We start from the raw sequence: 25675 nt of genomic DNA, 5'->3' as shown, positions 1-25675 counted from the left end.
ATTTGGAGATAGCCGCCAGTTAGGTGGTGGTAGCCTGTGGACTGGTTAAGTGCCGTCACTGCCAGAGTGAAGCAGGAAGTAAGCATCAAAGTTAGGTCTGACTAAGGTTGACCAGCTTTGAGTAGGTCTTTCATAACGGCTGAAGACATCGCCTGTTAGAGGGCAACCAGAGGTTATTAGAGCCAAGAGAGGGTTAGGCTTTGGCTAACCCTATGTATGTGCTGTTAAAGGCTCAACCGATAAAGTCACGGAGATACTGCAATGAAAACTAATATCAAGAAACTGCTCGTCGGGGCATCAGTTGCCTCATGTGTCAGTGCGATCGCCACCAATCCAGCGTCGGCGGCATCTCTGACTAACCCTAAAGTGACTGGCGTGAAGGGAGTGGACTATTTGATCTACGAATACGTCCCTAATCCAGATATGACAGCGACCACGGATTTTACAAAACTCAACAACGATGCCGATTTGGAAACAGTCCTGCAAGGAAGTTGCTCGGTTGGAGGAGCGTTTATTCCCAGCAATAGTTGTAAAAAAGGTGAACCGGGGGGCAATGTTGAGCTATTTGCCAACAGTGAACAACTATCCCTTGATAAGTTCTTGAATTACACTACGGTTACTAGCTTAACGGGTGATATTGGGGACAAAAGTATTACCCTGAGCAGTTTGACAGCAACGGATTGGTTTGGGGAAGACCTAAATACTAGCTATACAGCCACAAATTTGGCGAATAAGTGGTTCGAGGCAGCTTTAACGTCCTATGGTATCAATAATAAACTGTTAGGGACAGCGAACCTGCTTATACCCAAAATTCCCAATAGTAAAGAGAATCTTTTCAACGCCTTCCGGGATAACGGCGGATTTCAACGATTCAGCGATCCGAATATTGCCTACATTGACATGAATGATACGACGGGATCTCTAGAAGTTGGGCTAGCGGGGCACTTTAATGCCGTTGACCTAATCTTTGATGATTTAACCGATCCGCAGAAAAATTTGTTGTCAACGTTCTTGCAAGGTAAACCTATACAGGCGGCTGAACTGGTCAAGATTGACTATGATGGAGAGACTTCGTATCATTATAGCTTCAGCGCTGCTAAATCCGGGTTGATTGAGCAAGGGGATATGATCTCTCATACAGGGCTCTATGATCCTGATCTACCGACTAATGTAGCAGTAAAAGAGGCACCTGAACCCTCCTTTGTCCTAGGAAGCTTATTGGCGGCTGGTGGAATGTTTGCCGCCAAGCGCAAGCAGAAAAAATAGTTAACCTCAAATTAGAAGATTTGTATCGTAATCTGGGGGGAGTTAAGTCCCTCCTTTTTTTGTGCGATCGCCTCCCCACGACGTAACGATCCAGAAACTTCATCAAAACTTCACGGTTCCTTTACCTGATCCGGTATAAACATCTCATAGATTAAGAGGGAGTTCGTAAATCTACAATAGAAAACAATCAATATGAAAAGCTTATCGGTGGCGATCATCGGAGCCGGATTTATGGCTCTCGGAGCAGTTAGTGCGGCTCCATCCGAGGCAGCTCAAGTGACACTTGATACCTGTAGACAACTTCAACTTAACTGTACACGGCTTGATTATAGTGGCACGGTCACTTTGGAATCAAATGTGATTTCACTGTTGAGCAGTGAACTACCCGCTCTTCCGGGTATTGTGTTTAATGGGAACAAAGCTATAGCAACTGTAGAACAGAGTATCATTTTTGATAATCTCAGTGGTCGATTACATGACTCAGGTGATACGGAATTAACCCTTCCCCTGAGCGACGCCCACAACTCTTTGCCTAACATTTTTTCCGGTTTATTTTCCGAATTTTCTCAAGCAATTTCTCTCGGTTCTATTAACCTGAACGGAGAAGTTTTAGATAGTCAGAACCAATCCCTTTCTAGTTTTGACTTCTCCTACAATAAGGTTACCGATGAAGTTATTATCGGTGGTTATGACTATAATCGTATTAAACCTTGTCTGAATGGTATATGTATGATCAATGGTACAGGTTCCATTACGACTAATGTTGCGCTAGCTTTTTTGTATCCTAGTTTACATTTACCAAGCTCAGTATTGGTTAGCACTGGTGTGAATTTTAATGTTACCCAAACAGCAACCCCTCTAGACCCTCCATCTGTACCCTCTGCTCCAGAACCCTCCTTTTTACTAGGAAGTTTATTAGCTGGGGGAGGTTTGTTGAATGCCAAACGTAAGCAGAAAAAATAGTAAATCTTTCATCAGAGAAATTATATTGCATTTAAGGGAGCTATCTAGCTCTTTTTTTCTCTTCACATTAACAGGAACTTGACTCGCCATAATATTTATCAAAACTTTACAGACAGTCACATTAACTTTACCTAAATAAGTTGTTACATCCCATAGATTAAGAAGGAACACGTACATCTAAGCAGGAGATTAAAAAATCGACATGAACAAGTTATCCATGGCAATTGCTGGAGCCGGATTTATAGCTCTTGGAGTGGTAGGAATGGCTCCCGCTGAGGCAGCTAGCTTGACACAAATAGACTCTTCTGGAGCTGTAGCTTTTCAGGTAAACGTTAATCCATTTGTATCACAATTCTTACCACCAGAGTTTCAAGAGCTAATTGCTCAGCCACAAAAGGTAAATTTCGAGAGTACAATCATTGTCGATAATGCCCGGGGGCGGTTATCTGATGCAGAAGATGAAGAATTAACTTTTGGTCTTACTCATGTTGAAGACTATTTGGAGGAACTCCTACCTAGCTCCCTTTTACCATTTATCAATCGTATTGATTTGCAGGGTTCTATTCTAGATTCTCAGAACAACGTACTATCTGAGTTTGATGTCTTTTTCCGGGATAATGAAATTGTTGCAGGTAACTATAATTATGGTGATATCCAAGGCTGTCTAGAGAGTACCTGTAGGGTTCTGTTTGGCGGGAATGCTACCGCCTCTGTACTTTTCCCTTCCAGTGTTAATCTGAGCGTAAGTGGCGGTTTTACCCAAACGGCGATGTCTCTTGCTAAGAATAACTCGATCAAGCCGGGTTTAGTATCTTTCAACACTTCAATCACTCCAGTAGACTTTTTACCCACACCTATCTCCTTATTACCTCTCGATTCTGAACCCGAACTACCTGTTGCAGAAGAACCCTCTGTAACTGAACCCGAAGCACCTGTTGCAGAAGAACCTTCTGTAACTGAACCCGAAGCACCTGTTGCAGAAGAACCGCCTACAGATCCATCGGGAGAATTTGGTGACGAATCTGATATCGCATCTGTACCAGAACCTACCACATTATTAGGGCTATTTGGCTTGGGTGGTTTCTTAGCGGCAAAACGTAAGCGAATGAAGGCAGATTAGGGCGGCTTACCACCACTAAAAACGACTGAAAATATTGAGAGGATACCCAAAACTTTACTGAGGAATAGTTTTGGGTATTAAAGCTAACAAATTAGTGACTGAGTACGTAACATCAAAAAAAAATTAACTGGATATTATTGCTGGCATCAAGATTGAATCAATCACATGAATGACACCGTTATCCGCCAGGATATCCGGTTTAACCACGATCGCCTGATTCACTTTATAACCACTGGATGTATCGATCACTAATATTGAACCTTCCAGAGTTGGCACTTCTTGTAACTCTAGCAGGTTATCGCTTCTGACATCTCCGGAGACAACATGATAGGTAAGAATTTTCTTAAGTTTGGGAATATCCTGCAATAGAGTGTCTAAGGTTCCCTCTGGCAGTTTAGCAAATGCCTCATCGACAGGTGCAAAAACGGTGTAGGGACCAGGACTCTTGAGGATATCGACTAAATTGGCAGCCTCAACCGCCTTGACTAGGGTGTTGAACGAACCAGCGTTGATGGCAGTCTCGACGAGATTGGGCATGAGTTTTATCGTGTTTTTAGTGCATCTCCTGTTCAGGGATACAATAGTTTCTCTGAAACTAACATCTTTCAAAGGTTAGAATTATCTCTCAAATCGTTCCATCAAACAATCGGCAATGCGCCGCGCTGCACCAGATTGACCCATACGACGGCGACCATTTTCGGCAATCAGTTGCAAGCGATCAGGATCTCGTAACAACTTCTGTAGGACTTGGACAACTCGCTCCGGTTGTTCGACTAAAATTAAGGATGGTCCTAATAGTCGCGTTTGCGCTTCGGCAAAAGCTGGGGTGTATTGAGGACCCGTTCCAGGAATCGCGATCGCAGGTTTTCCTAATCCGACAAATTGTTCGGTTGCGGTTCCTGCCATGGCAATACAGCAGTCTGCTTTGAGCAGGCAAAGGTTATAATCTTCTTGGGTTAGTACCAATGTGCCATTCTTTTGGGTAAACGCGATCGCGGTTGGGTCATTTAACTTCAGATTCACCTCAATGTCTTCTAGAGGCTGCTGACGCCATCCGTACCCGGTCAACGTTTCTTGTAGGGGTTCAAGACTCAAAGCAGGTGCGATCGCGCCGAGAAACACCACAGATCGTTGCTGGTAAGCATCTAATAACCCATTCGCAGCTAGGGCGATTTTCTGCCAATTCTGGTATGCCTCTGGTATTCTCGAACCGGGCAATAAGGTAACCACCAAAGGACGCTGCATCTCTTTTTGTTCAGCATCAAGTTCATAGAATATCGGTTCTGGCTGTTCGGGTTCAATCCCATCCATCATTGGGTTCCCTAAATCCAACGCCGGAATTGACCATTTTTGCAAAATTTCTGTCGTTAGTTTATCTCTAGGAAACACCGCCTTGCAGCGCTTGCGACTCATCAACCAACGTTCCCACGGCAAATACACAGAACCAGACCATCCTTCCCGGCGCTGACGATTCGGTAACCATCCCGCTTCATCCCGCAGATAATACTCCGATTTAGCCGTCCCGACAAAGGCGTAGGGGGCGTCACTCAACCAGGCAAACAAAAGTGGTACAATATCCCCCACCGCTAAAATAACCCCTCCCCGTTTAGCCCAACGGCGAACAGCTTTCAATTGCGCCCATGTCAATTTCAGCAAACCACTCTGCACATCCCGCAGCAGGTGACGCCCTTCCATATAGATAAAACCACCAGAGGGCATTGTTTGCACCGGTCCGACAATCGGAATATCCAATTGCCTATAGGCTGCACCTTCACCCACTAACGGCAATGCTGCTAATTCCGGCGCATCTGAGTTAGCGTTGAGTTCCTGTAAAATTCGGACAGCAATAACATCTTCTCCGTGACCGTTGCTGATGCACAGCAGTTGCATAGTTGATAATGGGTGCTAATGGGTGCTAAATGCCACTATAAATTTACCTTAAACAACAGGGAACAGTTTTTAAGAGGCAGCTATCACATTGATGTTGATACTTCGTTAATCAATACATGGCGATTACCGATGACCGAGCCACTGGTAAGGTTTACAATATAGCAGAGGCACAATTTCCAACGGAAGCACAACGGATTAGACGCATTGGGCAAGTGGCTGGATAGAACGGTGAAGTCGTGATTGCGTCGCCATCCCTAATGCCAGACAGTTGGAGTTTGCCCTACAATTTAGAACAGTATTGGGTGGTCGATTCTACCCGCATCCGCCAGGAATTGGATTATATAGAACCAGTCCTCTTAGCAAAAGCACTCTCAGCGTACCATTGAGTGGGAAAGAATTCAGCCGCCTGAAACCGTTTCCTCAGAAGCAGCACCAGAATTGCTGGACTATGACACTGAGGATGCAATCCTGGCTCAATTGGCAGCGATTAGGAGTTTGTAGATAAGCACAACGGCGATTGCGTTAAAACAGGAGTAAACCCCTGCCCTAGTGACAATGAACCAGCCTAAAAATCCAGGTCTGGAGAGTTCCAATCATTCTTTGATAGTGAATCATTCGCCTAAATTATCCCCGGAATCGGACAAACCAAGCACAGAGACATTAGATTCAGGTGTCTCGCCTGAACCATCCAAATCATCAATGACATCGGCTTTAGGTATCCCATCCGAAAAGCCAAAATTATCAATGACTGAAAAATTTGGGTTAAATAATCAGTTATCAATTGTTGATCCGTGTCGTCGGAATGGTTTAATTATCTATAAACGTTATCACGCCGAGTTTGCTGGACCTGGTGCCGCCGTCGGTGGAATATTTGATCATGATTGTCGGCAAGTGATACCTGTGGGGGATATGAGGTTGCTCACTCCAGAATCAGCCGATGAGCGAAAACGTGCTTGTTTAATTCGCCGCCAGTGGGCGCAACTAACGATACAAATAACCAATCATCCCACATCAGCCAAACGTGCCCAGAAGATTCTGAGTCAGTTTGAGGGCTTTTTTGATGCCGAAACAATTGCCAAAATACCTGACGAAGCCTTTGCCCTGTTGGTGGGTGTATTTCCTTATACAATTCAGATAATTCGAGATTCGCCAAGGAACTAAGTAGGGTCTGCTGAATAAGTGTTGTGGTGAGGGGGAGCGGGGGAAGCTGGGGAAGCAAGGGTAAATTTGTAAGGGTTTGAGGCTTGTTAACATAACTTCATAAGGTTGAGTTTATTTCCACCAACCTGCTTAATAATGCTCCAGATGAGGATATTACGTTTTGTGAATATTGGACTCATCCGAAGCAAACACCAATGATACAACTTACTGGCTGAGTTAAAACAATATTAAACTCATGATCAAGTAACCATGAATCATTCCTCCAATCCAGTTCTAGAGAGTTCCAATCCTTCCTGGATAGTAAATTCTTCACCTAAATTATCCTCGGAATCGGAAACTCTAAGTACAGAAACATCAGGTGCAGGTTATCCACCAAAACCCCCCAAATCATCAATGATTGAAGAGTTTGGCTTCAATAATCAGTTATTCATCGTTGATTCGCGTCGCCGGAAAGTCCAGCAAATGTTGAATCAGTTTTTGGGCTTCTTTGGCGCTGAAACAATTTCCCGAATGCTAGATTTTGCCCTGTTGGTAGAAGCTCTTGCCATGTTGGTTGGGGTATCTCCTCATACCGTTGAGATGGTAATCCGAGATTGGTTGGAAAAGCAATGAAGCAATCATGATTCAAGTTAAGTTATATAAATGTTCCTCAAACCCTGACAAATGACAAATGACCAATGACCAATGACCATGGAACGGATTGTCAAAAGTGGCTCAGGTTGGCGTCTAGGTTGGAATCCTCAGGCAACTCATTACCAGGGGTTAGTGGGTACTGATGAGTGGGCAATTGAGCTGACTCAGGCGGAGTTAGACGATTTTTGTCGATTGTTAGCACAGCTTGCTCAAGCTATTGAAGACATCGCTGATGAGTTAGTCGATGAGGAGAAAATCACCTGTGAAGCCGAAAGTGATTGGCTCTGGATGGAAGTGGAGGGTTATCCTTCTGCCTATACGCTACGCTTTATTTTGAACCAGGAACGTCGTTGTGAGGGAAGTTGGCAAGCCGCAGCTGTTCCGGGTTTACTGCAAGCGGCTCAGTCTCTAATAGTATTTTGAGAGGGTTCTAGACGTGGCTATAAATGGGAAAAATATCTAAAGTTGTTAAAATGATAGATCTTATGATAATCTAGGGAAGGTTTCGCGGGGCGTAGCGCAGCTTGGTAGCGCACCACTTTGGGGTAGTGGGGGTCGTGGGTTCAAATCCCGCCGCTCCGATCGCAAAAGTTGACCCTAGAGATGTTGTTTATTTCTCTAGGGTTAATTCTTGGGTTTGGGATTCATGATTCAATCCGAAAAACCTTACAAAGCCTTCACAAAAAAAATCCCCAGTTCTGTTGTGGAATGGCGATAATAGAAACGCGGCAGTAATAGTGCTCTCCGCAGTGTACATTAATCCGATTCAAGAGAGGCGTGAGCAATGGCAACGTTAACCATGTCCCAGCGTGATTTGTCGGCTTTCACGGAACAGGATGTTACTGAATTAGCTGGACGTTTAGAACGAGACGATTACGACAATGCGTTTGCGGGACTAGATGACTGGCATTTGCTGCGGGCGCTAGCCTTCCAACGTCCAGAGTTAGCAGAACCCTACCTCTACTTGCTAGACCTAGAAGCCTATGATGAAGCGTGAATGAGTCTAGGCGAGTATTGATAGGTATAGGCGGTGGTATCGCCGCCTATAAAGTTTGTCAGGTCATTTCTACTCTGTTTCAGGCTCAGGTGCAAGTTCGGGTTATTCTCACCCAAGCGGCTCAAGAGTTCATCACACCCCTGACAATCTCCACCCTATCGCGCCATCAGGCTTATACCGATCGCCTATTTTGGCAGCCAATTCACGATCGCCCAGTTCATATCGAGTTGGGCGAATGGGCTGATCTATTCGTGATCGCCCCGCTTACCGCTAACACCTTGGGCAAGTTAGCTCACGGTTTAGCCGATAATTTATTAACCAATACCGTTCTCGCCTCCCATTGTCCCATACTCCTTGCCCCAGCAATGAATACGGATATGTGGGAACAGCAGGCGGTACAGCGGAATTGGCAGCAAGTTTTGAGCGATTCCAGGTATCATACCGTAGGACCCGGTGCAGGACGATTGGCGTGCGATCGCGTCGGTGCAGGACGATTGGCAGAACCCAGAGAAATTCTTACTTCCATTCATTCGTTGTTATACACAGGCGGTAAGCGGGATTTAGTCGGGAAAAAGGTTTTAATTAGTACCGGTGGCACCAGAGAACATTTAGACCCCGTGCGCTTCATTGGTAACCCCTCTACGGGTAAAATGGGACTGGCATTGGCACAAGCCGCCAAGGATCGGGGAGCAATCGTAACATTAGTTCATGCGCCCCTAACTGAACCTATTCCCCCGGATATTCAGGCAGTTTCAGTCGTCAGTGCCGCAGAAATGGCTCAGGTAATGTTAGCGTATTTCCCAGAAGCAGATCTGGTAATCATGGCAGCCGCCGTAGCTGATGTCAAACCTGCCGATTATGCATCCGAGAAATTGCCAAAAGCCCAGCTTCCGACTGCCTTACCTTTAGAACCTGTACCCGATATTTTGGCAGAACTCGGACGGCGTAAACAAACCCATCAACAGTTAATTGGCTTCGCAGCACAAACAGGCGATATTGTCAAGCCTGCTTTAGAAAAATTAAACGCCAAGAATTTAGACGCGATCGCGGCTAATCCCATTGATCTGCCTAATGTAGGATTCGCCAGCGACACGAATCAAGCTATTTTCATTGATAAACAAGGACGTCTTGAGTCGGTTCAACCGTGCCACAAACTTGAGCTAGCCCACGCCTTATTTGATTTTATGGCTCATTGCTAATTGATCATTTGTCATTAATCCTGTCTGCCTTTGCCCGTTATAAACGCTAATTAAGTATGAACCCGGGAAACATCACGCAGGGAATCTTTGAAAACACCAACAAAGTAGAGACGTAGCATGCTACGTCTCTACAGATGTTAGGAAGACGAATGTCAATCATTAATGTCTCGCCCTTCGGCAATGATTAAAACAACCTTTCCTTCCTCATCTTTTAACGGTTTAAGGGAAACATCCATGCGAACCATCACGCTTTCCCGTTTCCGAAACTGGACGTCCTGACGAACCAAATCACCGTCAGCCGCCTTTTTTATCGCCGTTTTCAACCACTGTTGTAGAGATTGACAGTGATTCCAACAATCCAGTTGCCACAGGGGTAAACCTAGCAAATTATCTAATTTATAGCCACTCGAATTTAATGCCGTTTGATTGATATCCACGATCAATCCTTCTGGTGTCAGCAACATCATGGATTGAAAGGTTTGATTAAAAATTCCCCGGAAACGTCGTTCACTGTCCTGGAGTTTTTTGATAATTTGTCCCCGTTCAATCCCATAGCGAATTGTTTTCACTAATAGGGGAATTGTAATATCATCCTTGAGCAAATAATCTTGCGCCCCATAAGCCATTGCCCCCAGTGCCAATTCTTCGTCGTTATTTCCCGTTAACACGACAATGGGAAGATGGGGAATAGCCTCTCGGAATTCAGTAACGGTGTCTAAGCCATCAGCATCAGGAAGATTCAGGTCTAACAAAACCACATCAATGGGGAGATTAGCACAACTCTCAATCGCATCAGCGAGTCGTTCAACATGATACAGTTGCCATTCGTTCGGATCTAAGCGTGAAAATCGGTGACGCTGCAAGCGAGCATCACTGGGGCTATCCTCCACTAATAGGACATGAATTTGTTGTTTGTCCATAGGACTGGTATCACTCCGAGGGCAATTGAACCGCCGCTAACCAAAATTCTTCCAATAACTGAACCATTCGCATAAACTGTTGAATATCGATAGGTTTGGTAATATAGCAGTTGGCATTAAGCTCATAAGACTTGAGTATATCCTCTTCATCCTCTGAGGTGGTGAGAACAATCACTGGAATCCGTTTGAGCGTGGGATCTGATTTGACCGAGGTTAATACTTCTTGACCATCCATTCCTGGTAAATTGAGATCCAACACAATCAAATCGGGACGGGGAGTGTTCCCATAATCCCCTTGCTGAAGTAAGTATTCTAGGGCGGTTTCCCCATCTTCCACCCAATGCAGGGTGTTGGCAATTTTAGCTTGCTTAAAGCTAATCCGGATGAGATTGGCGTCACTGGGGGAATCTTCAACGAGTAGAATTTCAATGGGTCTGAATCTATAACGGCTGCTCATTAGAGGATATCAAACAGGGAAGAGTAAAGAAAAAGGTGCTACCAACTCCAGGCTGAGATTCCACCCAAATCCGTCCACCGTGGCGTTCGACAATTTTCTTACAAACGGCTAAACCAATACCCGTACCCGAAAACTCGCGGCGGGTATGGAGGCGTTTGAAGATGACAAAGATACGGTCGAGGTATTTGGGTTTAATCCCAATTCCATTATCCTTTACCTGAAACAGCCATGCATTCTCTATCAATTGTGCCTCAATGTGGACGTGGGGAGGGCGCTCGCGGCAGAATTTGATCGCATTTCCGATTAAATTTTGAAACAGTTGGATCAGTTGAGTCGGATCAGCCGGAACCGTGGGGAGAGAATTGTAGGTAATCGTCCCTTGACGTTCTGCGATCGCGACCTGTAAATTCTCAGTTACCTGACGTAGTATAGCATTACAGTCTGTGGGTTTCTCCTCTGGTGGACGAGTCCCTAGGCGAGAATACATCAGCAAGGCTTGAATCAACTGGCGCATTCGGGTGGCGCCATCAATAATAAACGCCATATAGTCTTGGGCGGATTCATCGAGTTGATCTAAGTAGTCTTGTTGTAATAGTTGTGTATAACTTGCCACAGCGCGTAACGGTTCTTGCAAATCGTGAGAAGCGATATAGGCAAATTGTTCCAATTCTTGATTAGAACGTTGCAATTCCTGAGTCAGTTCTTTGAGTTTTACTTCCGCATCGCGACGTTCAGCAATTTCCGCCTGTAAGACGGAATTCATGGCAATTAAGGCTTTGGTTCGTTCCTCAACTTGCCGTTCTAATTCTTCTCGCGCATTTTGTAAGACATGTTCCGCTTGTTTTTGTAGGGTGATATCTTGAGACATCACCATCCCAGCAAAAATTTCACCCCGCTCATTTTTAACCGGAAGAGTATACAATTGATGCGTGCGATCGGCAAACTTCATTTCAGATACCTTTGTTTCTCCGGCTAAGGCTGACTGATATAGAGGTTCGATTATTTTACAAACATCGGGTGATAAGACATCTGTAATAGTTTTTCCTTTTAACTGTTCAGGTTCAAAGCCGCCAGCCCTTACCCCCTCCCCTTCTGCTAACAAGAAGCGTAAATTTTGATCAAATAATAAAACACTGCCATTGGGAAAATTTTGCGTCAGGGTTCGATAAAGTCCCTCACTTTTACGTAAAGCTATTTCCGTGGATTTCCGTTCCGCAATTTCCGACTGTAACGAATGATTGAGTTCCGCTTGCTTTTGCCACAAACGAGCATTTTTAATCGAAATGGCAGCTTGTGCCGATATTAAATGTAAGAGTTCAACTCGTTCTGGCGTAAATGCACCAGTCGCTAAATTATTTTCCAGATAAAAGAGTCCGATCAATTGTCCTTGATTCAGCAGGGGCGCACAAACTATAGATTTCGGTTGATTGTGCTGAATGTAGGCATCGGTAATAAATTTATCCTCAGAGGTGGCATCATTTAACACTAACAGTTCTTGAGTCCGGTTGACATAATGAATAATCGCGGTGGGAATATCTTGGCTACTTTCCAGGGGAATCGATTGTAAGACAGCAATATTATCTAAATTCCCTCTATAGGTTGCTTCAATCAGTAACTGTCCCTCCCGATCCAATATTAAAACACCTTGGGTAGCGCCAGCATTTTCTATTAAAATTTTCATTAAGCTAGTGAGCAATTTATCCAGCGCCATTTCACTGGAAAGCGCTTGGAATGTTTTCACAATAGTGCTAAAATCTAGCACCGCTGCCAGATAATTCCCCGAAACTGAGTCCATAGGTGAATTAGTGAGCGTGTCTTTGATTTTAACCGAGGCTAATGCTTCAGTAAGCAAGTGAGGATAGGTTTTCTCCAACTCTTCAACCTTTCGCTGGGCACCCCAATGTTGATACCCATGGCGGGCTTTTTGCAAATAAAGTTTAGCGAAGTCTACTTTGCCTTTGCTCAACCAAAACTTAGCGGCTAGTTCATTTCCTAATGCTTCATGGTGAGTAAATTCATTGGTTTTAGCTAAAGCAATAGCCCGATCATAAAGATCCATCGCCTTGTCCGTTTGACCAGAAATCTGTGCCATTTCTGCATCAATCAATACATATTTATGCAAAAAATTTTCTGGGCAATTCTCTGCCCAGTTTTTCATCTGATTTTGATTAATAATCAATGTTTGCCAATAGTCAGTTTGCTGACTATCCGTAGCCTTGGTATAGAGTGCTGCTAGGATCAGTGATGTATAAAAATTATATTCAGCTTGAGTTAATAAGCCTAGAATAAAGGGCAGATACTTTTCTGCTTTTTTAATAGAAGTAAGCGCAGCTTCGGGTTTATTGTATAAATAAAGAACCCAAGCCTTAATACTGTAAAATGTACAAATACCACTAAAGGTATGATGGGTATGACAGGTGTCTAAATAATGTGCCTCACTAATCTCATCCGTATCAAATGCCCATTTATTTTCAGTTTTTCCAGATAAGTTAAATACAGGTAGTTGACAGGCTAAAATCATATCCGTTACCCATTTGTTTTGAGTTTTGCGGCTAAAGCGCAAAATTTTATGGGTTTGGATGAGTACATTTGTTAAGTTTGAGCCCTGATTGAATGCATTATACAACTGATTGTTTAAGGTATAGCCAACATATTGAAAATCCCCAGCTTCCATTCCCGCTTCATAAGCGTCACGATTAATGAATTCTGCACATTGAATCGGCTTGATCCAGGGGTTTAAAAATGTCGCAAAAAAATGATGGGTTCGACCTATATAAACGGGATTATTATAGGTTTTACTTAATTGGCAAGCCAGTAACCCAAAGGCATACCCCCCTTGATAATCTCCCCAAAGCGAACCTAGTAATAATCCATAATTAGAATAACCTTTAGAGGATTCTGGAGCATTGCCATATTGGAGGGATAAATTAACAAGTTTTACTGTAACCCAAGCATAAATATCTTGATCCAAGAAATAAGTGGGAGGATCTAGACTCAACAGTAGCTTTACCGCCGCTTTTTTTACGACGTCGGTCATATCGGGTAAATCAATTAAACTAGCAATTTCGCGATCGCCTAAATAGAATTTTAAGTCAGCGACTTCTCTATCTAAGGCTCTTTTCCAGTTGGCGCTTGGAAAATCAATTCCCAGTTGTTTTAGGGCTTGGCTTCCCACTCTAATCGCTTCCTCATAGTTAGCCAGCATGGTATACTGAACGATGAGTAGGTTATAAAGTTCAGCCTGTTCAACAGTTGAGGAAGCTTTAATTAAGGTTTGATTGATTAAATAATGTGACTGTTCAAAGTTGCCATTAAGATATTCAATTTCAGCCAACTCTTTGTGAATTTTAAATGTTAATATGTATTGGTCATTCCAGCTCGTTTTGCTTAAAGTCAGTAGACTTAAGTTGAGATAATCTCTAGCAGCTATATACGCTGTTGCTAATTTAGCTTTTTTGGCAGCCGCTAAATTCAACCGGGTTAATTCAAGTCGTTCTTGATTATCGGTGATAGCGTGACATTTCCAATTGAGATGATCGACAATATCAAAAATTCGCTCATACTTTTGAGACGGGGAAAGATTAGCAAGCAACAGCCGACCAATTTTCCAATGCACGGCTTCTTTCATCGCTTTATCCATTAAAGCATCGACCGCCTGTTGGACGCGATCGTGGGAAAATTTATAATACTGAATTAAATTAAAATTTGTTTCTGAATTCTTTGACTTGGGTTCAATTAATCCTAACTGAATTGCTGGGATTAAATCGCCAAAAGTTTCATCGGGTATTTTTTCATAAATTCTGGCAACTAAATCAAGTTGAAAATAATTTCCCATACAAGCGGCTAAACCCAAAACCTGCTGAGTAGTTTCAGGAAGTTTTTTTAACTTTTCAATCATCAATTTGACTACGTTATCTGTAATCGCTGTTTCTTCAATCTGGTTAATATCCCAAGTCCACTGACCGGATTTTCCGCAGGGAGAAGGACTAAAGAAAATTAGATTTTCCTGGGCAAGGGTTTTGATGAATTCTTTAATAAAAAAAGGATTTCCGGCTGTTTTCCGTAGTACCAATTCAGCTAAAGGGGTAACAGCTTGCTCATCCTGGTGTAATGTTTCCGAAATTAAACTGATAACTTGTTCTCGGTTAAGGGGGTTTAAGATAATCTGGTTAATACTAATGCCAACACTACAAATTGTATCCAAGCTGATCATTAAAGGATGACTTGGATCAACTTCATTGTCTCGATAAGCACCAATAAGTAATAGATGGTGGATTTGGTCATCGGTTAGAATGGATTCTAGCAACTTGAGGGTAGCCACGTCAGCCCATTGTAAATCATCTAAAAAAATGACTAGAGGATGTTCAGGTTGGCAGAAAACCCTCATAAAGGCTTGAAATACTAAATGAAACCGATTTTTTGATTCAGCCAATCCTAATTCAGACACTTCAGGCTGAGTCCCAATAATCAGTTCGACTTGCGGAATTACCTCGATAATAATTTGTCCATTGCGACCCAATGATTCCAATAGTTTCTCTCGCCATTGTCTGAGTTTTGCTTCACTTTCAGTTAAAATTTGTCGGATTAATTTGGAAAAAGCATTAACCAGGGCTGAGTAAGGAATATTACATTGAAATTGGTCAAATTTTCCGGAAATAAAATAGCTTCCCTGCTGGATAATAGCTGGACGTACTTGATGAACTAGGGATGATTTGCCAACGCCAGCATAGCCAGTGAGGAGTATTATTTCAAGTTGTCCATTTGGGTGATTCCTTACTACCTGATTCTTGGGGAAACAGGCTAGGCGAAAAAAAGCAGCGAGGAGTGTTTTAATCTCACGTTCTCGACCATAAAGTTTTTGGGGAATTGGCAACGATTTTCCCTGATCATGATATCCAAGGGGGAATTCTTGAATTATTCCAGTTGTTTTTAACTGTTCTCGACAATGCTCTAAATCAGCTTTGAGTCCTGTAGCACTCTGGTATCGCCTTTGCGGCATTTTTTCCAGAAGTTTCATGATAATATTGGAAATAGCTTTAGGACAAAGGGATTGGCGATTGAGAAAGTTTTGAGTTTTGAGTTTTAAATTAGTTTTTTCGGCTTCCCCGGCTCCCCAGATCGTCTGATCCTCTGCTCCCTTGTCCTCCCCATCTACTACCTTTGATTGCAACGTTACATGAGGAGGGAGGGGTTGTTGAGCTAGATGGCAATAAATCAACTCCATGGGTTCATCTTTATCGAAAGGGAGATGATGGGTTAATAGTTCATAAAGAGTGACACCTAATGAATAAAAATCCGTGCGGTAATCGAGAGGACAATCCATCCTTCCAGTTTGCTCTGGTGATAAATAGGCTAAAGTACCCTCTAAACTCGGCGATTGTTTTGGCGGATAATTTTCTCTGGATAAGCGAATAGCAATACCAAAATCAATAATTTTAATTTGTCCCGTCGCCGGATTGAAAATAATATTCGATGGATTAATATCTTTATGAATCGTATTAGCGGCGTGGATTGCACCTAAGCCCTCTGTAATCTTAATCGCGATGTCCAGAATATCGGACAGAGACAATTCTATTTTATTGACTAATAATTTTAAGGATTCTCCGCCAATATCTTCAAACACAATAACCCAGGTATTCTGATAAGCGAGTAAGTCGTATGAGTGAATAACGCCCTCTAATCGCCAGTGATGAGTAATTTCGTATTCACTTTTGTAGCGGTTCAGTTCTTCAGACGTGGGGTAGTCGGATTTGAGGACTTTCAGAATAACAGGTTGAGTATCGAGCTGTCGGATTCCCCGATAAACTAGAGAATTAGAGCTTTCATAGATTTTGGCGAGAATCTGGTAACCTGGAAGGACGATCACAGTGGGATTTGCCTAGTAGTAATGCGATGTTACAGACGTAGTCTGGTACGTCTATTTAAAAACGGTAACATCTTGAGGCGAAACTGTCTCTTTTTTGAGGGATTACCAGGAAAATTTAATTTAAACTTAAACCCGCTTAATCGGGTCAAGTTATAACTCTTGACACTTGGGCAGGTTTTGTGGGTAAGTTATCGGTGAGGAGTTGCCTGACTAAGCAGAACGTAAGGATTGGGTTTGCCAGTGACGCTGTTGAAGCTGGTGCATGTGGTTAAAGAGTTGCCAGCAATAAGCTTCGCTGAGTCCACAAGTAATAGCTCCGCGAAGCACAACATTAAAATACCAATCGTTCGGTGCTAATTCTTCCGCTAATTTTTCCACAACTACATAAGTCCGGACATCGGGATAGACTCGCCCTTGACAGGAAACTTCTACGGTTTCTCGCCGATAGCCACCATGGGGTACTTCTTCCCGGTGATCTAGAGGAGCACTAAATCGCTCAGGTAGGCGGTATAAGACTCCTTCAACCGTTGCGTTAACATCGGGTACGATATCCAGTACACCACAGTTACGCCGTACTGATTTGCGGTTAAATCCCAGTCGATATCCCTGGAGAACGGCTGAACCAAGGACGAAAGCATGAGTACTTTCACCTAGCGATCGCTTTAAATCAACAGGACACATACAGGAGCCATAGGCAAAGTAGTAAAAGGTTGGCTCTGGCTGAGGAAACTGCAGCACATTAGCTACGGGCAAAGACGGCTCAAGAGACTGTGACGGTGAATCTTGACGATCGCGAGGCTGAGTTGTCATCGCTAGCTAAAGACTAAGATAATAAACGGCAAAGGCTTAAGCTGTATATTATCAACTAAGTCAGGAGAACGAATTGTAGCCGATTTTTCATATTAGTGTAGCTCGATCCGGAATCAACCCAGTTGGTATAATCACAAAGGCGATCGCATGAACTGAGGCGATATGATGAACGTGGGTAGTACAAAACACTGGTAGCTGCATCAAGCTACAACGCTTTGAGCCAGAGAGTTGAAACTTTGGCGAGTGCTGACTCGTCATCAGAGTTGACCAATCCCCTCCGTAACCAGGATGGTGTCTTCGAGTCAGGAGAACCTCTAGGCTTTCCAGGAATATTTGGCGTAAACTATCCACAGCAAGATGGCGAACTTTGGTATTATTAACTCCTAAACCCATGAAGTCCTGCTTATTTAACATGGCTAACCTGAAGCGGCGTCTAGGCATAGCGCTGATACTGCCAATTAGCCTTATGGGAGCGATGGCGCTTCCTACTCCCCTCAAAGATGCCCAAGCCCAAACTGGCGATGGACGTGCTATCACGGTTCGGGCAGATGTTCAAGAAGCCAATTCTCAAACTGGTGTTGTCACCGCACGGGGTAATGTACAGATTGATTATCCCGCTCGCCAAATTCAGGCAACGGCGGCTCAAGCTCAATATTTTAGTCGAGAACGCCGCATTGTGCTCACGGGGAATGTTTATGTCTTGCAGCAAGGTAATAGTCTGCGCGGTGAAACCATTACCTATTTAATTGATGAAGGACGCTTTGTTGCCCTACCGAAAACCCAACAACAGGTTGAATCAATCTATCTTGTGTCTGATCCAGAAGCCCCAACCCAATCGGTTGCACCGCCTGTAACTCCTCCCTTTAATCCAAAACCTGTGTTCAAAACTCCAGTAAGTGAGCCATAATTGTTATTTGTCATTTGTTATTCGTTAGCGCCAAAACCCTTGAGATACCGTAGGGTGGGCATTGCCCACCAGCATACCAGTCAGTACCCTTCAACTGAACACTAATCGGGGCGGGTTTAGTTACATCTGGGTGACAGGCAATGATAGTAGTCAAACCCGCCCCTACAGAGGTACCATGCTACGTCTGTACATATCAAAACTCCCCAAATGAGGTGGCTATTCTTGAAAATTGTTTTAGAGAATATTCATAAATCCTATAACAAGAAGTCTATCGTTAACCGTGTCAATCTGTCTGTGGCACAAGGGGAAGTTGTGGGGCTGCTTGGACCCAATGGTGCAGGAAAAACGACCACATTTTACATTGCCATCGGTATAGAAAAACCGAATCAAGGGACAGTATGGTTAGATGATAATGACATCACCAAGCAGCCGATGCACCAGAGGGCGCGTTTTGGTATTGGCTATTTGGCACAAGAACCCAGTATCTTTCGTAATCTGACGGTTCGAGATAATATTCGACTGGTGCTAGAGCAAACGGGTGTACCGCGTCAAGAATGGCGCTGGCGGTTGCGAACGTTGATTGAAGAGTTTGGTCTGGAAAAAGCAGCGAATACGATTGGGAGGCGAGTTTCTGGGGGTGAACGCCGTCGCACAGAATTGGCAAGAGCGTTAGCTTCAGGCGTAGAAGGTCCCAAGTTTTTATTCTTAGATGAACCCTTTGCGGGGGTTGATCCGATTGCTGTGTCTGAGATTCAGAAAATTATTGCCCGATTGCGCGATCGCCAAATTGGAGTTTTAATTACAGATCATAATGTTCGCGAAACCCTAGCCATCACCGATCGCGCCTATATCATGCGAGATGGACAAATTCTGGCATCGGGTAGTGCTGAAGAACTTTACAACAATCCCTTAGTGCGGCAATATTACTTGGGCGATGAGTTTCAACAATAATCCTCAGACGCGCCATGGTGCGTCTGGCACACTTCTCCAGTCATGACTGTCCGTAAATCTCTCCCTTTTTTCTCATTCATTCCTGGCTTATCGGTGATGGATCGTTATATTATCGCCGAACTTATTCCCCCATTTTTATTTGGTATGGGAATGTTTTCATCGGTGGGGGTAACCATTGGTAGCTTATTTGACTTGATGCGGAAAGCGGTGGATGAAGGACTACCGGCTACGTTGGTGCTGAAAGTGCTGCTGTTGAGTTTACCTCAGTTCATGGCGTATGCTTTTCCCACATCTGTTCTTTTAGCCACTTTATTGACCTACAGCCGTCTCTCTAGCGACAGTGAACTGATTGCTTTGCGAAGCTGTGGGGTGAGTATTTATCGCCTAGTGCTACCCGCAATATTACTGAGTTTGATTGTTACTGGTGTTACCTTTGGATTTAATGAATACGTAGTCCCCGCGTCTAACTATCAAGCTACCCTCACCTTAGAACGGGCATTAGGGGAGGAAAAACCCGCCTTCAAGGAGCGCAACATCTTCTATCGAGAATATGGAGAGGTTGAACAGGCTGATGGTAGCAAGGACAATCTACTTAAGCGCTTATTCTACGCTCAAAAGTTTGATGGTGAGCGGATGAAGGGTTTAACGATTCTTGATTGGTCTCAGCAAGGTCTTAACCAAATTGTTACTGCTGATTCAGCTATTTGGAATATAGCTCAAAGTACTTGGGATTTCTATAACGGTACTATTTATTTAGTAGCACCGGATGCCTCTTACCGTAACATCGTGCGGTTTGAACACCAACAACTACAATTGCCTCGCATTCCCTTGGATTTGGCAAGAAAAGACCGCGATTACGATGAAATGAACATCACTCAAGCCAGAGAACGTCTAGAGTTAGAGCGCCAGAGTGGGGATGAGGATGACATTCGCAAGCTCAAAATCCGCATCAATCAAAAATTTGCCTTACCATTTGCTTGCGTTGTTTTTGGCTTAGTTGGAGGCTCATTAGGCAATCGACCTCAGCGTACCAGTAAAGCCACAGGCTTTGGTATCAGCGTGTTAGTTATTTTCGCCTATTATATGCTGATGGCGATCGGAGATGCTCTGGGATTGAGTAACTACCTCCCTCCTTTAATCTCTGCGTGGTTGCCTAATCTGATGGGGTTTGCTGTTGGGGGATTTTTGTTAATTCGATCCGCCCGATAGTAGGGGTTTGGTCACCAAACCCCTCAACCAAACAGCATTGTGGTATAACGTATCCTAACAGGTGAATTGAAAAGTCTATCACATTGGATATAATTAGTGGGTTGCACTACAGAGTCAACCGTTGACGCTCATAAAAAATCAATCCTTTAAATTATTTCTGTAACAAAAGTTACATTATCTCCTTTATTCTGACTCGGTTAGTTCAATTTTTGTCAAATCCTACTTCAGGCTTTCGCTATGTCATCTCCCAATCAAGTGCCTGCGTATCTGCGCTATTTAAAAGCCCGACTCCAACCCTTAAGGCAACCCACATTTTGGCTATCAGTCATGGGTTTTGGTTTAATCGTGCTGTTTGTCTGGGAATATTGGAAAAATCCCAATTGGTTGAGTTTCTTAGAAGAAGACCCAATCCGCGAGCAATTTGAGAATTCAACGGATGAGACCACGCTTTCGGCTGAAGAACTTGCCGCCAACATGGCAGATATCGACAGTTCGGCAGTCCTCATCGAGGAATTTGACCAACAGAACGCTCTGGCTGTGGCTAGTTTACCAGACCCGAAGTCGGGGGACAAAAAAAATTCTTTGATTGCATCGACACCAGAACAGCCATCAACCTCGGCTCCCTCACTCCTAAACAGCGTTGCTGAGCCAAAACCCAGCTCCAGCAATCCCTTTGCCAAAGCCTCACAAGAGTTCCTTATGGGGGATATTTTGTCGGGTAAGGGACTCTTTCCAAACCCGAATATGTTGAGTTCTGAGTCTTCCTCCTCAAACTCAGACACGACTTCTGCGAATGCTTTCCAAGAATTGACTGAGGTGTCAGGAACTGAGGCGTCTCAAACGAGCAATAAAAATTCTGATCAACTGACTCAACGTTCTGATACGAGTCCCAGTCAAACCGTGCCAACCTCTGGAACAAGTGGACAAAACAGGACTCCATTACCCACTGTGCCAAGGACGACAATCAACAGAGGGATAATACAGCCTAGCTATCCTCCTGCTTCTGTACCGACTGTCTCTAATTACAATGGTGCAGGACAGCCCACCTATCCCACAGGGATGACACCGAATGGAACAGTTTACAATGGTGCTGGACAGCCCATGTATCCCTCAGTTCCTGCCCCCCGAGTCCCAGCAACGGGTGTCACCAACTATCCTGTGATGCCAACAGCACCTGCCAACTCCGCTAATGTTGGACAATATCCGACTCAACCCAATACTGTTCCGAGTGTCGGAAATAATCCGACACCCATTACACCAGGGTTGCAGCCGAGTCAGCTCAACCGCTCACAATTAAATGCTCGTTAAACGACTTGACATTGTAGAGACGTTGCCGGCAACGTCTCTACAACCAGAAAAGAACAGGAATAGCGGATTTGCGCTCAGACAGCAGATTTTACTAGAAGTGTTTAATAATTGCGTCCGCAAATTCAGAACACTTCAACGGTGACTCAACCCGTGGCGTCATCATTCGGGCTAAGTCGTAGGTCACTTCCCGGTTAGAAATAGCACCGCCAATTCCCCGTGTAATTAAATCAGCCGCTTCTTGCCACCCCATATATTCCAACATCATCACAGCAGATAAAATGAGTGAACCGGGGTTAATTCGGTCTAAACCTGCATGCTTGGGTGCTGTGCCGTGGGTGGCTTCAAAAACTGCACAGGTGTCACCAATATTGGCACCGGGTCCCATGCCTAAACCCCCCACCAGGGCAGCCGCTGCGTCGGATAGATAATCCCCATTCAGGTTCATCGTCGCCAGAATCGAGTATTCATCTGGGCGAGTCTGGATTTGTTGGAAAATACTGTCCGCAATCCGGTCATTGACCATGACTTTTTCTTTCCACTGACCATTCCCGTGGGTGTCCCAGATGGCATTGAGAACACCTTCGACTTCTGCCATCGCTTCAGCTCGTTTTTCTGGTGTCAAGGCATCATAACCGGGTTCAATCTTACGGGCATTTTCTTCGAGGCTGATATCCGGCTTATGTTCTTTATTGCTCAGAATCCAAGATTCTCGTTCGGTAACGCATTGCGCCCGAAATTCTGTGGTAGCCAGTTCATACCCCCAGTCGCGAAACGCACCTTCGGTGTATTTCATAATATTACCCTTATGCACCAAGGTAACCATTTGCTTGGCTTTGGGTAAGGTTAAGGCGCGTTCAATGGCGCGACGAATCAGACGTTGAGAACCGGTTTTACTGATGGGTTTAATGCCAATGCCTGAGTCAAGGCGAATCTGCTTTGTACCATGTTCTGGCGTGGCTGGAATCAGATCATTATTGAGAATAGATATCAGTTTGTCGGCAATTTCGCTGCCCTGGCGCCACTCAATTCCCAGGTAGATATCTTCTGTGTTCTCCCGGTAGATAATCAAATCCAGTTTATCGGGTTGTTTGTGGGGCGATGGTGTCCCTGGGTAATATTTGCAGGGACGCACACAGGCATAGAGGTCGTTAATTTGGCGTAAGGCGACGTTGAGAGAACGAATACCCCCCCCAATTGGTGTGGTTAACGGTCCTTTGATGGCAACACCGTATTCTTTAATCGCGGTTAGGGTGTCTTCCGGTAAATATTGATACGTGCCGTACTTGTCGCAGGCTTCATCACCGGCATAAATTTTAAACCAGGTAATTTTCCGCTTTCCACCATAAGCCGTTTCTACGGCTGCGTCAATGACTTTTTGGGTAGCGGGCCAGATATCGACACCTGTGCCGTCTCCCCGAATGAAGGGAATAATCGGATCATCAGGAACGATGGGTTTGCCATTGTCGAAGGTAATGCGAGAACCCGTATCTGGAGGTGCGATTTTTTCGTACATAAAACTCCTTGGCTAAGGTTGAGATCAGCATCACGATTAATTGATGCTCCGAAAAAGTTACCAGATCTCCCTGCGGCTGGGAACTTTATTAAGTTTTTTTGCAGATCACTGCCAAATGAGGAATAAAAAGGCAACAAATTGGTAACAAATATAACGGACGTTTAGTGAGTTACCCATTACCTATAAACTCCAAGTGACCTTGAGGTGGGCAAGAGCAACGGACGATAATATAAGCATTTCCTTTGGTGATAACTCTTGCCCACCCTAGACAAAAGTGGCTAATTGAGATTGGTGCAAGATGTGAGATGCTACCTGTCCATGGCGTCGCTGCTGTTTATCGATACAAGTACAAGGTTGGACGCAATAGTCTAGGGTTTAGACACTCGCTGAACTCAACCATTATGCTGGAATAAAGCATCTGTGTTGGCTATTGTTGTGCACTCTGTTACTCGATAGAGCGTAGCTCGGCATCAACCCGACTGTGTGATGGAGTAGCCGATTACACAGAGTTGGCTAATCTGTCCTCCGGCTGGCTTCTCTACAGGGAAGGTTTGTGGCAATACGCTACTGAAGTCGCTAGGCTAATACCAACACAGAGTTTTTTGCTCCTGATTCCTGCTATTGCCCAGACGCTTCTTATCCAAGGAAGGATGTTCTGAGGGAAAGCGTCTCACCAACCTAACCTTCAACCTTTTGACCCATGACTGACGACCAACGATGAAAAAAATTTTAGTGGTTGATGATGATAGAACATTACGCATTACTTTGACACGCGCCCTGGAAAATATGGGATATCAGGTTGAACAGGTGAGTTCTGGGGCAGAAGCTTTGGAGGCTTGTGTCAAAAGTCCACCGGACTTGGTGGTTTCTGATGTGATGATGCCGGAGATGGATGGAATAGAATTTTGCCGCCGTCTGAGGGCGACTCCATCCGGTCAACTGATGCCTTTTATTTTTCTATCGGGCAAAGGAGAACTAGAAGACCGCATTCATGGTCACTCCATCGGAGCGGATGATTATCTGATTAAGCCTGTTAATCCCAGAGAATTAGCGGCTAAAATCGAGGCTCAGCTTGAGAGAACCCGTCGCATTCATGCTCTGATTGTTCAGTTAATGCAGCTGAATGCCAGTTCCGCCGTCACGGAGTTAGCCAACCAAGCCAAAACCGCTCAAGCGACCGAGGTTTCACCACCCCAGGAAGAAGAAACTGTCACTCCTACACCTTTACCGTTGACACCTGCAGAAGAACGAGTTTTTTGGGAAGTGATTCAAGGATTGACGAATAAACAAATCAGCAATCGCTTGTTTATTAGTCCGCGTACTGTTCAAACACACCTGAGTAGTATTCTCAATAAGTTAAAGCTGGGAAACCGCGCTCAGCTTATTCGTTTTGCCTATGAAAATGGTTATCAACCTCCGAGCAATGGTTAGGAAGGCGGGGAAGTAGGGGAAGTAGGGGGAGCAGGGGGAGCAGGGGGAGCAGGGGGAGTAGGGGGAGCAGGGGGAGTAGGGGGAGCAGGGGAAGTAGAGGCGCAATGTTCCAGACGTGCCATGGCACATCTGCAAGCGGGTGACTTCTTTTTACTGCTAACTGAGGTTATTAGACCGATGCTCTAAAGTAATCTTGTCAATTTTCGAGTCTAAGGCGTTCAAGGGAGCCACTTTGCCTCGACAATAGGATCAGTTGCCGCAACTTCAAACACGTCGCTTCATGATAGACCAAACGACTGCCTCTGTACCCGAAACCTCTAACCAGCTTGCCGAGTTGACTAGCCAACTCGAGTCGAGTTCTGAGAAAAAACAACTCCAGCTCATTCCAGAACTGGTGAATCAGGGGGATGCTGGTTTAGATGTTTTGATGGACTTTCTGCAAGCGCAATCCTCAACCCCTCCCAGTCTCAGTGTCGGTTTGGCATACCAAGCCCTTTATCAGGCAAAGACTGCCAAAACTGAGGAGTTCCTACAAAGCCATTTTCCGACAGGGATTGTTCCCCTGTTGTCTGAACGGGATATTGACTACGCTCCTCTACAACAGTTACTTGCCCAGCAAGAGTTTCAGGCAGCGGATAGGTTGACGTTAGAGAAACTTTGTGAATTGGCTGGCTCTACTGCCGTACAGCGAAAATGGTTGTACTTTTCTGAACTGGAGAAGTTCCCGATTCCCGATTTACAAACGATTAATACCCTGTGGGTGATTCACTCTCAAGGTAAATTTGGATTCTCTGTGCAGCGGGAACTTTGGCTTTCTGTGGGTAAAAACTGGGAAAAACTGTGGCCCAAAATTGGCTGGAAGACTGGAAATAGCTGGACTCGATACCCCAATGAATTTACTTGGGATCTCAGCGCCCCGAAAGGTCATCTCCCGCTTTCCAATCAGCTACGTGGTGTCCGGGTTATTGCGACTTTGCTTTCTCATCCGGCGTGGTTAGGTGATAGCTAAAGTTGGTCATTAGTCATTGGTCATTTGTCAGATAATTTTCGCAATTGGTCGGGGCGGGTTTAGTT

22 protein-coding genes and 1 tRNA gene are annotated in these 25675 nt (G+C 44.5%); 15 read left to right on the top strand and 8 right to left on the bottom strand.

Annotated features, from left to right (window positions below):
• Positions 1-261 precede the first annotated feature (261 nt).
• From RID09_RS06565 to RID09_RS06555, 3 genes are all read left to right on the top strand, one after another.
• Positions 262-1266, top strand: coding sequence for an NF038130 family PEP-CTERM protein (locus tag RID09_RS06565; RefSeq protein ID WP_446335137.1), 1005 nt, complete (start codon positions 262-264; stop codon positions 1264-1266).
• 192 nt (positions 1267-1458) lie between these two features.
• Positions 1459-2229: a PEP-CTERM sorting domain-containing protein gene (locus tag RID09_RS06560; protein ID WP_446335136.1), complete on the top strand. Its 771-nt coding sequence runs from the start codon at positions 1459-1461 to the stop codon at positions 2227-2229.
• A gap of 202 nt (positions 2230-2431) precedes the next feature.
• Complete coding sequence (locus RID09_RS06555; protein WP_446335135.1) at positions 2432-3349, top strand: PEP-CTERM sorting domain-containing protein; 918 nt, start codon at positions 2432-2434, stop codon at positions 3347-3349.
• 123 nt (positions 3350-3472) lie between these two features.
• Here RID09_RS06555 and RID09_RS06550 read toward each other — a convergent pair whose 3' ends face one another.
• Complete coding sequence (locus tag RID09_RS06550) at positions 3473-3886, bottom strand: fasciclin domain-containing protein (RefSeq protein WP_446335134.1); 414 nt, start codon at positions 3884-3886, stop codon at positions 3473-3475.
• Positions 3887-3967: 81 nt separating this feature from the next.
• On the bottom strand, positions 3968-5239 hold the full coding sequence (locus tag RID09_RS06545; RefSeq protein WP_446335133.1) for a lipid-A-disaccharide synthase-related protein: 1272 nt from the start codon (positions 5237-5239) through the stop codon (positions 3968-3970).
• A 555-nt stretch (positions 5240-5794) separates the two neighbouring features.
• Here RID09_RS06545 and RID09_RS06540 point away from each other — a divergent pair.
• The 6 genes from RID09_RS06540 to coaBC all read left to right on the top strand — a co-directional run bounded on the left by RID09_RS06540 (position 5795) and on the right by coaBC (position 9229).
• A complete protein-coding gene (locus RID09_RS06540; RefSeq protein WP_446335132.1) occupies positions 5795-6400 on the top strand; it encodes a hypothetical protein in 606 nt (201 codons plus the stop codon).
• 249 nt (positions 6401-6649) lie between these two features.
• Positions 6650-7012, top strand: coding sequence for a hypothetical protein (locus RID09_RS06535; protein WP_446335131.1), 363 nt, complete (start codon positions 6650-6652; stop codon positions 7010-7012).
• 78 nt (positions 7013-7090) lie between these two features.
• A complete protein-coding gene (locus tag RID09_RS06530) occupies positions 7091-7456 on the top strand; it encodes a DUF1818 family protein (protein ID WP_446335144.1) in 366 nt (121 codons plus the stop codon).
• A gap of 85 nt (positions 7457-7541) precedes the next feature.
• Positions 7542-7615, top strand: a tRNA-Pro gene (locus RID09_RS06525).
• A gap of 202 nt (positions 7616-7817) precedes the next feature.
• A complete protein-coding gene (gene isiD, locus RID09_RS06520) occupies positions 7818-8030 on the top strand; it encodes a protein IsiD (protein WP_446335130.1) in 213 nt (70 codons plus the stop codon).
• Positions 8027-9229: a bifunctional phosphopantothenoylcysteine decarboxylase/phosphopantothenate--cysteine ligase CoaBC gene (coaBC, locus tag RID09_RS06515; protein ID WP_446335129.1), complete on the top strand. Its 1203-nt coding sequence runs from the start codon at positions 8027-8029 to the stop codon at positions 9227-9229. Before isiD ends, coaBC begins: the two co-directional genes overlap by 4 nt.
• Positions 9230-9381: 152 nt before the next feature.
• Here coaBC and RID09_RS06510 read toward each other — a convergent pair whose 3' ends face one another.
• From RID09_RS06510 to RID09_RS06490, 5 genes are all read right to left on the bottom strand, one after another.
• The gene (locus tag RID09_RS06510) at positions 9382-10149 is read right to left on the bottom strand and encodes a response regulator (RefSeq protein ID WP_446335128.1); all 768 of its coding nucleotides are present in this window, start codon (positions 10147-10149) and stop codon (positions 9382-9384) included.
• 10 nt (positions 10150-10159) lie between these two features.
• Complete coding sequence (locus RID09_RS06505; protein WP_446335127.1) at positions 10160-10606, bottom strand: response regulator; 447 nt, start codon at positions 10604-10606, stop codon at positions 10160-10162.
• Positions 10590-16472 carry an AAA family ATPase gene (locus RID09_RS06500; RefSeq protein ID WP_446335126.1) on the bottom strand — a complete coding sequence of 1961 codons (5883 nt, stop codon included), beginning with the start codon at positions 16470-16472 and terminating at the stop codon, positions 10590-10592. The genes RID09_RS06505 and RID09_RS06500 overlap by 17 nt, the downstream gene beginning before the upstream one ends.
• A 210-nt stretch (positions 16473-16682) precedes the next feature.
• A complete protein-coding gene (locus RID09_RS06495; protein WP_446335125.1) occupies positions 16683-17282 on the bottom strand; it encodes a gamma-glutamylcyclotransferase in 600 nt (199 codons plus the stop codon).
• An 87-nt stretch (positions 17283-17369) separates the two neighbouring features.
• A complete protein-coding gene (locus RID09_RS06490) occupies positions 17370-17696 on the bottom strand; it encodes a hypothetical protein (RefSeq protein ID WP_446335124.1) in 327 nt (108 codons plus the stop codon).
• Here RID09_RS06490 and RID09_RS06485 point away from each other — a divergent pair.
• The 4 genes from RID09_RS06485 (at position 17695) to RID09_RS06470 (ending at position 21657) form a co-directional block, all read left to right on the top strand.
• Positions 17695-18189 (top strand): LptA/OstA family protein, encoded by a 495-nt coding sequence (locus tag RID09_RS06485; protein ID WP_446335123.1) that lies wholly within the window; start codon positions 17695-17697, stop codon positions 18187-18189. The two genes, RID09_RS06490 and RID09_RS06485, sit on opposite strands and share 2 nt — an antisense overlap.
• A gap of 222 nt (positions 18190-18411) precedes the next feature.
• Positions 18412-19140: an LPS export ABC transporter ATP-binding protein gene (lptB, locus tag RID09_RS06480; protein WP_446335122.1), complete on the top strand. Its 729-nt coding sequence runs from the start codon at positions 18412-18414 to the stop codon at positions 19138-19140.
• Between the two features lie 42 nt (positions 19141-19182).
• Positions 19183-20349 carry an LptF/LptG family permease gene (locus tag RID09_RS06475; protein WP_446335121.1) on the top strand — a complete coding sequence of 389 codons (1167 nt, stop codon included), beginning with the start codon at positions 19183-19185 and terminating at the stop codon, positions 20347-20349.
• A gap of 237 nt (positions 20350-20586) precedes the next feature.
• Positions 20587-21657, top strand: coding sequence for a hypothetical protein (locus RID09_RS06470; protein WP_446335120.1), 1071 nt, complete (start codon positions 20587-20589; stop codon positions 21655-21657).
• A 91-nt stretch (positions 21658-21748) separates the two neighbouring features.
• Here the strand turns inward: RID09_RS06470 and RID09_RS06465 are convergent, their stop codons facing one another.
• Positions 21749-23170 (bottom strand): NADP-dependent isocitrate dehydrogenase, encoded by a 1422-nt coding sequence (locus tag RID09_RS06465; protein ID WP_446335119.1) that lies wholly within the window; start codon positions 23168-23170, stop codon positions 21749-21751.
• 717 nt (positions 23171-23887) lie between these two features.
• Between RID09_RS06465 and RID09_RS06460 the strand changes: the two genes are divergently transcribed.
• Both RID09_RS06460 and RID09_RS06455 read left to right on the top strand, forming a co-directional pair.
• Positions 23888-24601: a response regulator transcription factor gene (locus tag RID09_RS06460; RefSeq protein ID WP_446335118.1), complete on the top strand. Its 714-nt coding sequence runs from the start codon at positions 23888-23890 to the stop codon at positions 24599-24601.
• Positions 24602-24881: 280 nt separating this feature from the next.
• Entirely contained in the window at positions 24882-25610 is a 729-nt protein-coding gene (locus tag RID09_RS06455) for a GUN4 N-terminal ARM-like repeat domain-containing protein (RefSeq protein ID WP_446335117.1), read from the top strand.
• Positions 25611-25675 lie beyond the last annotated feature (65 nt).

Source organism: Coleofasciculus sp. G1-WW12-02, from assembly GCF_040219735.1.
Lineage (GTDB): Bacteria > Cyanobacteriota > Cyanobacteriia > Cyanobacteriales > Coleofasciculaceae > Coleofasciculus.
The sequence above is the reverse complement of the archived record's forward strand: the minus strand, read 5'-3'. Positions and strand labels throughout refer to the sequence as shown.

Excerpts from the sequence above, each read along its gene's own strand:
- RID09_RS06490 (WP_446335124.1), bottom strand. The coding sequence starts at position 17,696 with ATGTTAAATAAGCAGGACTTCATGGGTTTAGGAGTTAATAATACCAAA.
- RID09_RS06510 (WP_446335128.1), bottom strand. The coding sequence starts at position 10,149 with ATGGACAAACAACAAATTCATGTCCTATTAGTGGAGGATAGCCCCAGT.
- RID09_RS06545 (WP_446335133.1), bottom strand. The coding sequence starts at position 5,239 with ATGCAACTGCTGTGCATCAGCAACGGTCACGGAGAAGATGTTATTGCT.
- RID09_RS06485 (WP_446335123.1), top strand. The coding sequence starts at position 17,695 with ATGGCTAACCTGAAGCGGCGTCTAGGCATAGCGCTGATACTGCCAATT.
- isiD (WP_446335130.1), top strand. The coding sequence starts at position 7,818 with ATGGCAACGTTAACCATGTCCCAGCGTGATTTGTCGGCTTTCACGGAA.
- RID09_RS06470 (WP_446335120.1), top strand. The coding sequence starts at position 20,587 with ATGTCATCTCCCAATCAAGTGCCTGCGTATCTGCGCTATTTAAAAGCC.
- RID09_RS06475 (WP_446335121.1), top strand. The coding sequence starts at position 19,183 with ATGACTGTCCGTAAATCTCTCCCTTTTTTCTCATTCATTCCTGGCTTA.
- RID09_RS06495 (WP_446335125.1), bottom strand. The coding sequence starts at position 17,282 with ATGACAACTCAGCCTCGCGATCGTCAAGATTCACCGTCACAGTCTCTT.
- RID09_RS06535 (WP_446335131.1), top strand. The coding sequence starts at position 6,650 with ATGAATCATTCCTCCAATCCAGTTCTAGAGAGTTCCAATCCTTCCTGG.
- RID09_RS06465 (WP_446335119.1), bottom strand. The coding sequence starts at position 23,170 with ATGTACGAAAAAATCGCACCTCCAGATACGGGTTCTCGCATTACCTTC.
- RID09_RS06560 (WP_446335136.1), top strand. The coding sequence starts at position 1,459 with ATGAAAAGCTTATCGGTGGCGATCATCGGAGCCGGATTTATGGCTCTC.
- RID09_RS06565 (WP_446335137.1), top strand. The coding sequence starts at position 262 with ATGAAAACTAATATCAAGAAACTGCTCGTCGGGGCATCAGTTGCCTCA.
- RID09_RS06505 (WP_446335127.1), bottom strand. The coding sequence starts at position 10,606 with ATGAGCAGCCGTTATAGATTCAGACCCATTGAAATTCTACTCGTTGAA.
- RID09_RS06555 (WP_446335135.1), top strand. The coding sequence starts at position 2,432 with ATGAACAAGTTATCCATGGCAATTGCTGGAGCCGGATTTATAGCTCTT.
- RID09_RS06460 (WP_446335118.1), top strand. The coding sequence starts at position 23,888 with ATGAAAAAAATTTTAGTGGTTGATGATGATAGAACATTACGCATTACT.
- RID09_RS06550 (WP_446335134.1), bottom strand. The coding sequence starts at position 3,886 with ATGCCCAATCTCGTCGAGACTGCCATCAACGCTGGTTCGTTCAACACC.
- RID09_RS06540 (WP_446335132.1), top strand. The coding sequence starts at position 5,795 with ATGAACCAGCCTAAAAATCCAGGTCTGGAGAGTTCCAATCATTCTTTG.
- RID09_RS06530 (WP_446335144.1), top strand. The coding sequence starts at position 7,091 with ATGGAACGGATTGTCAAAAGTGGCTCAGGTTGGCGTCTAGGTTGGAAT.
- RID09_RS06455 (WP_446335117.1), top strand. The coding sequence starts at position 24,882 with ATGATAGACCAAACGACTGCCTCTGTACCCGAAACCTCTAACCAGCTT.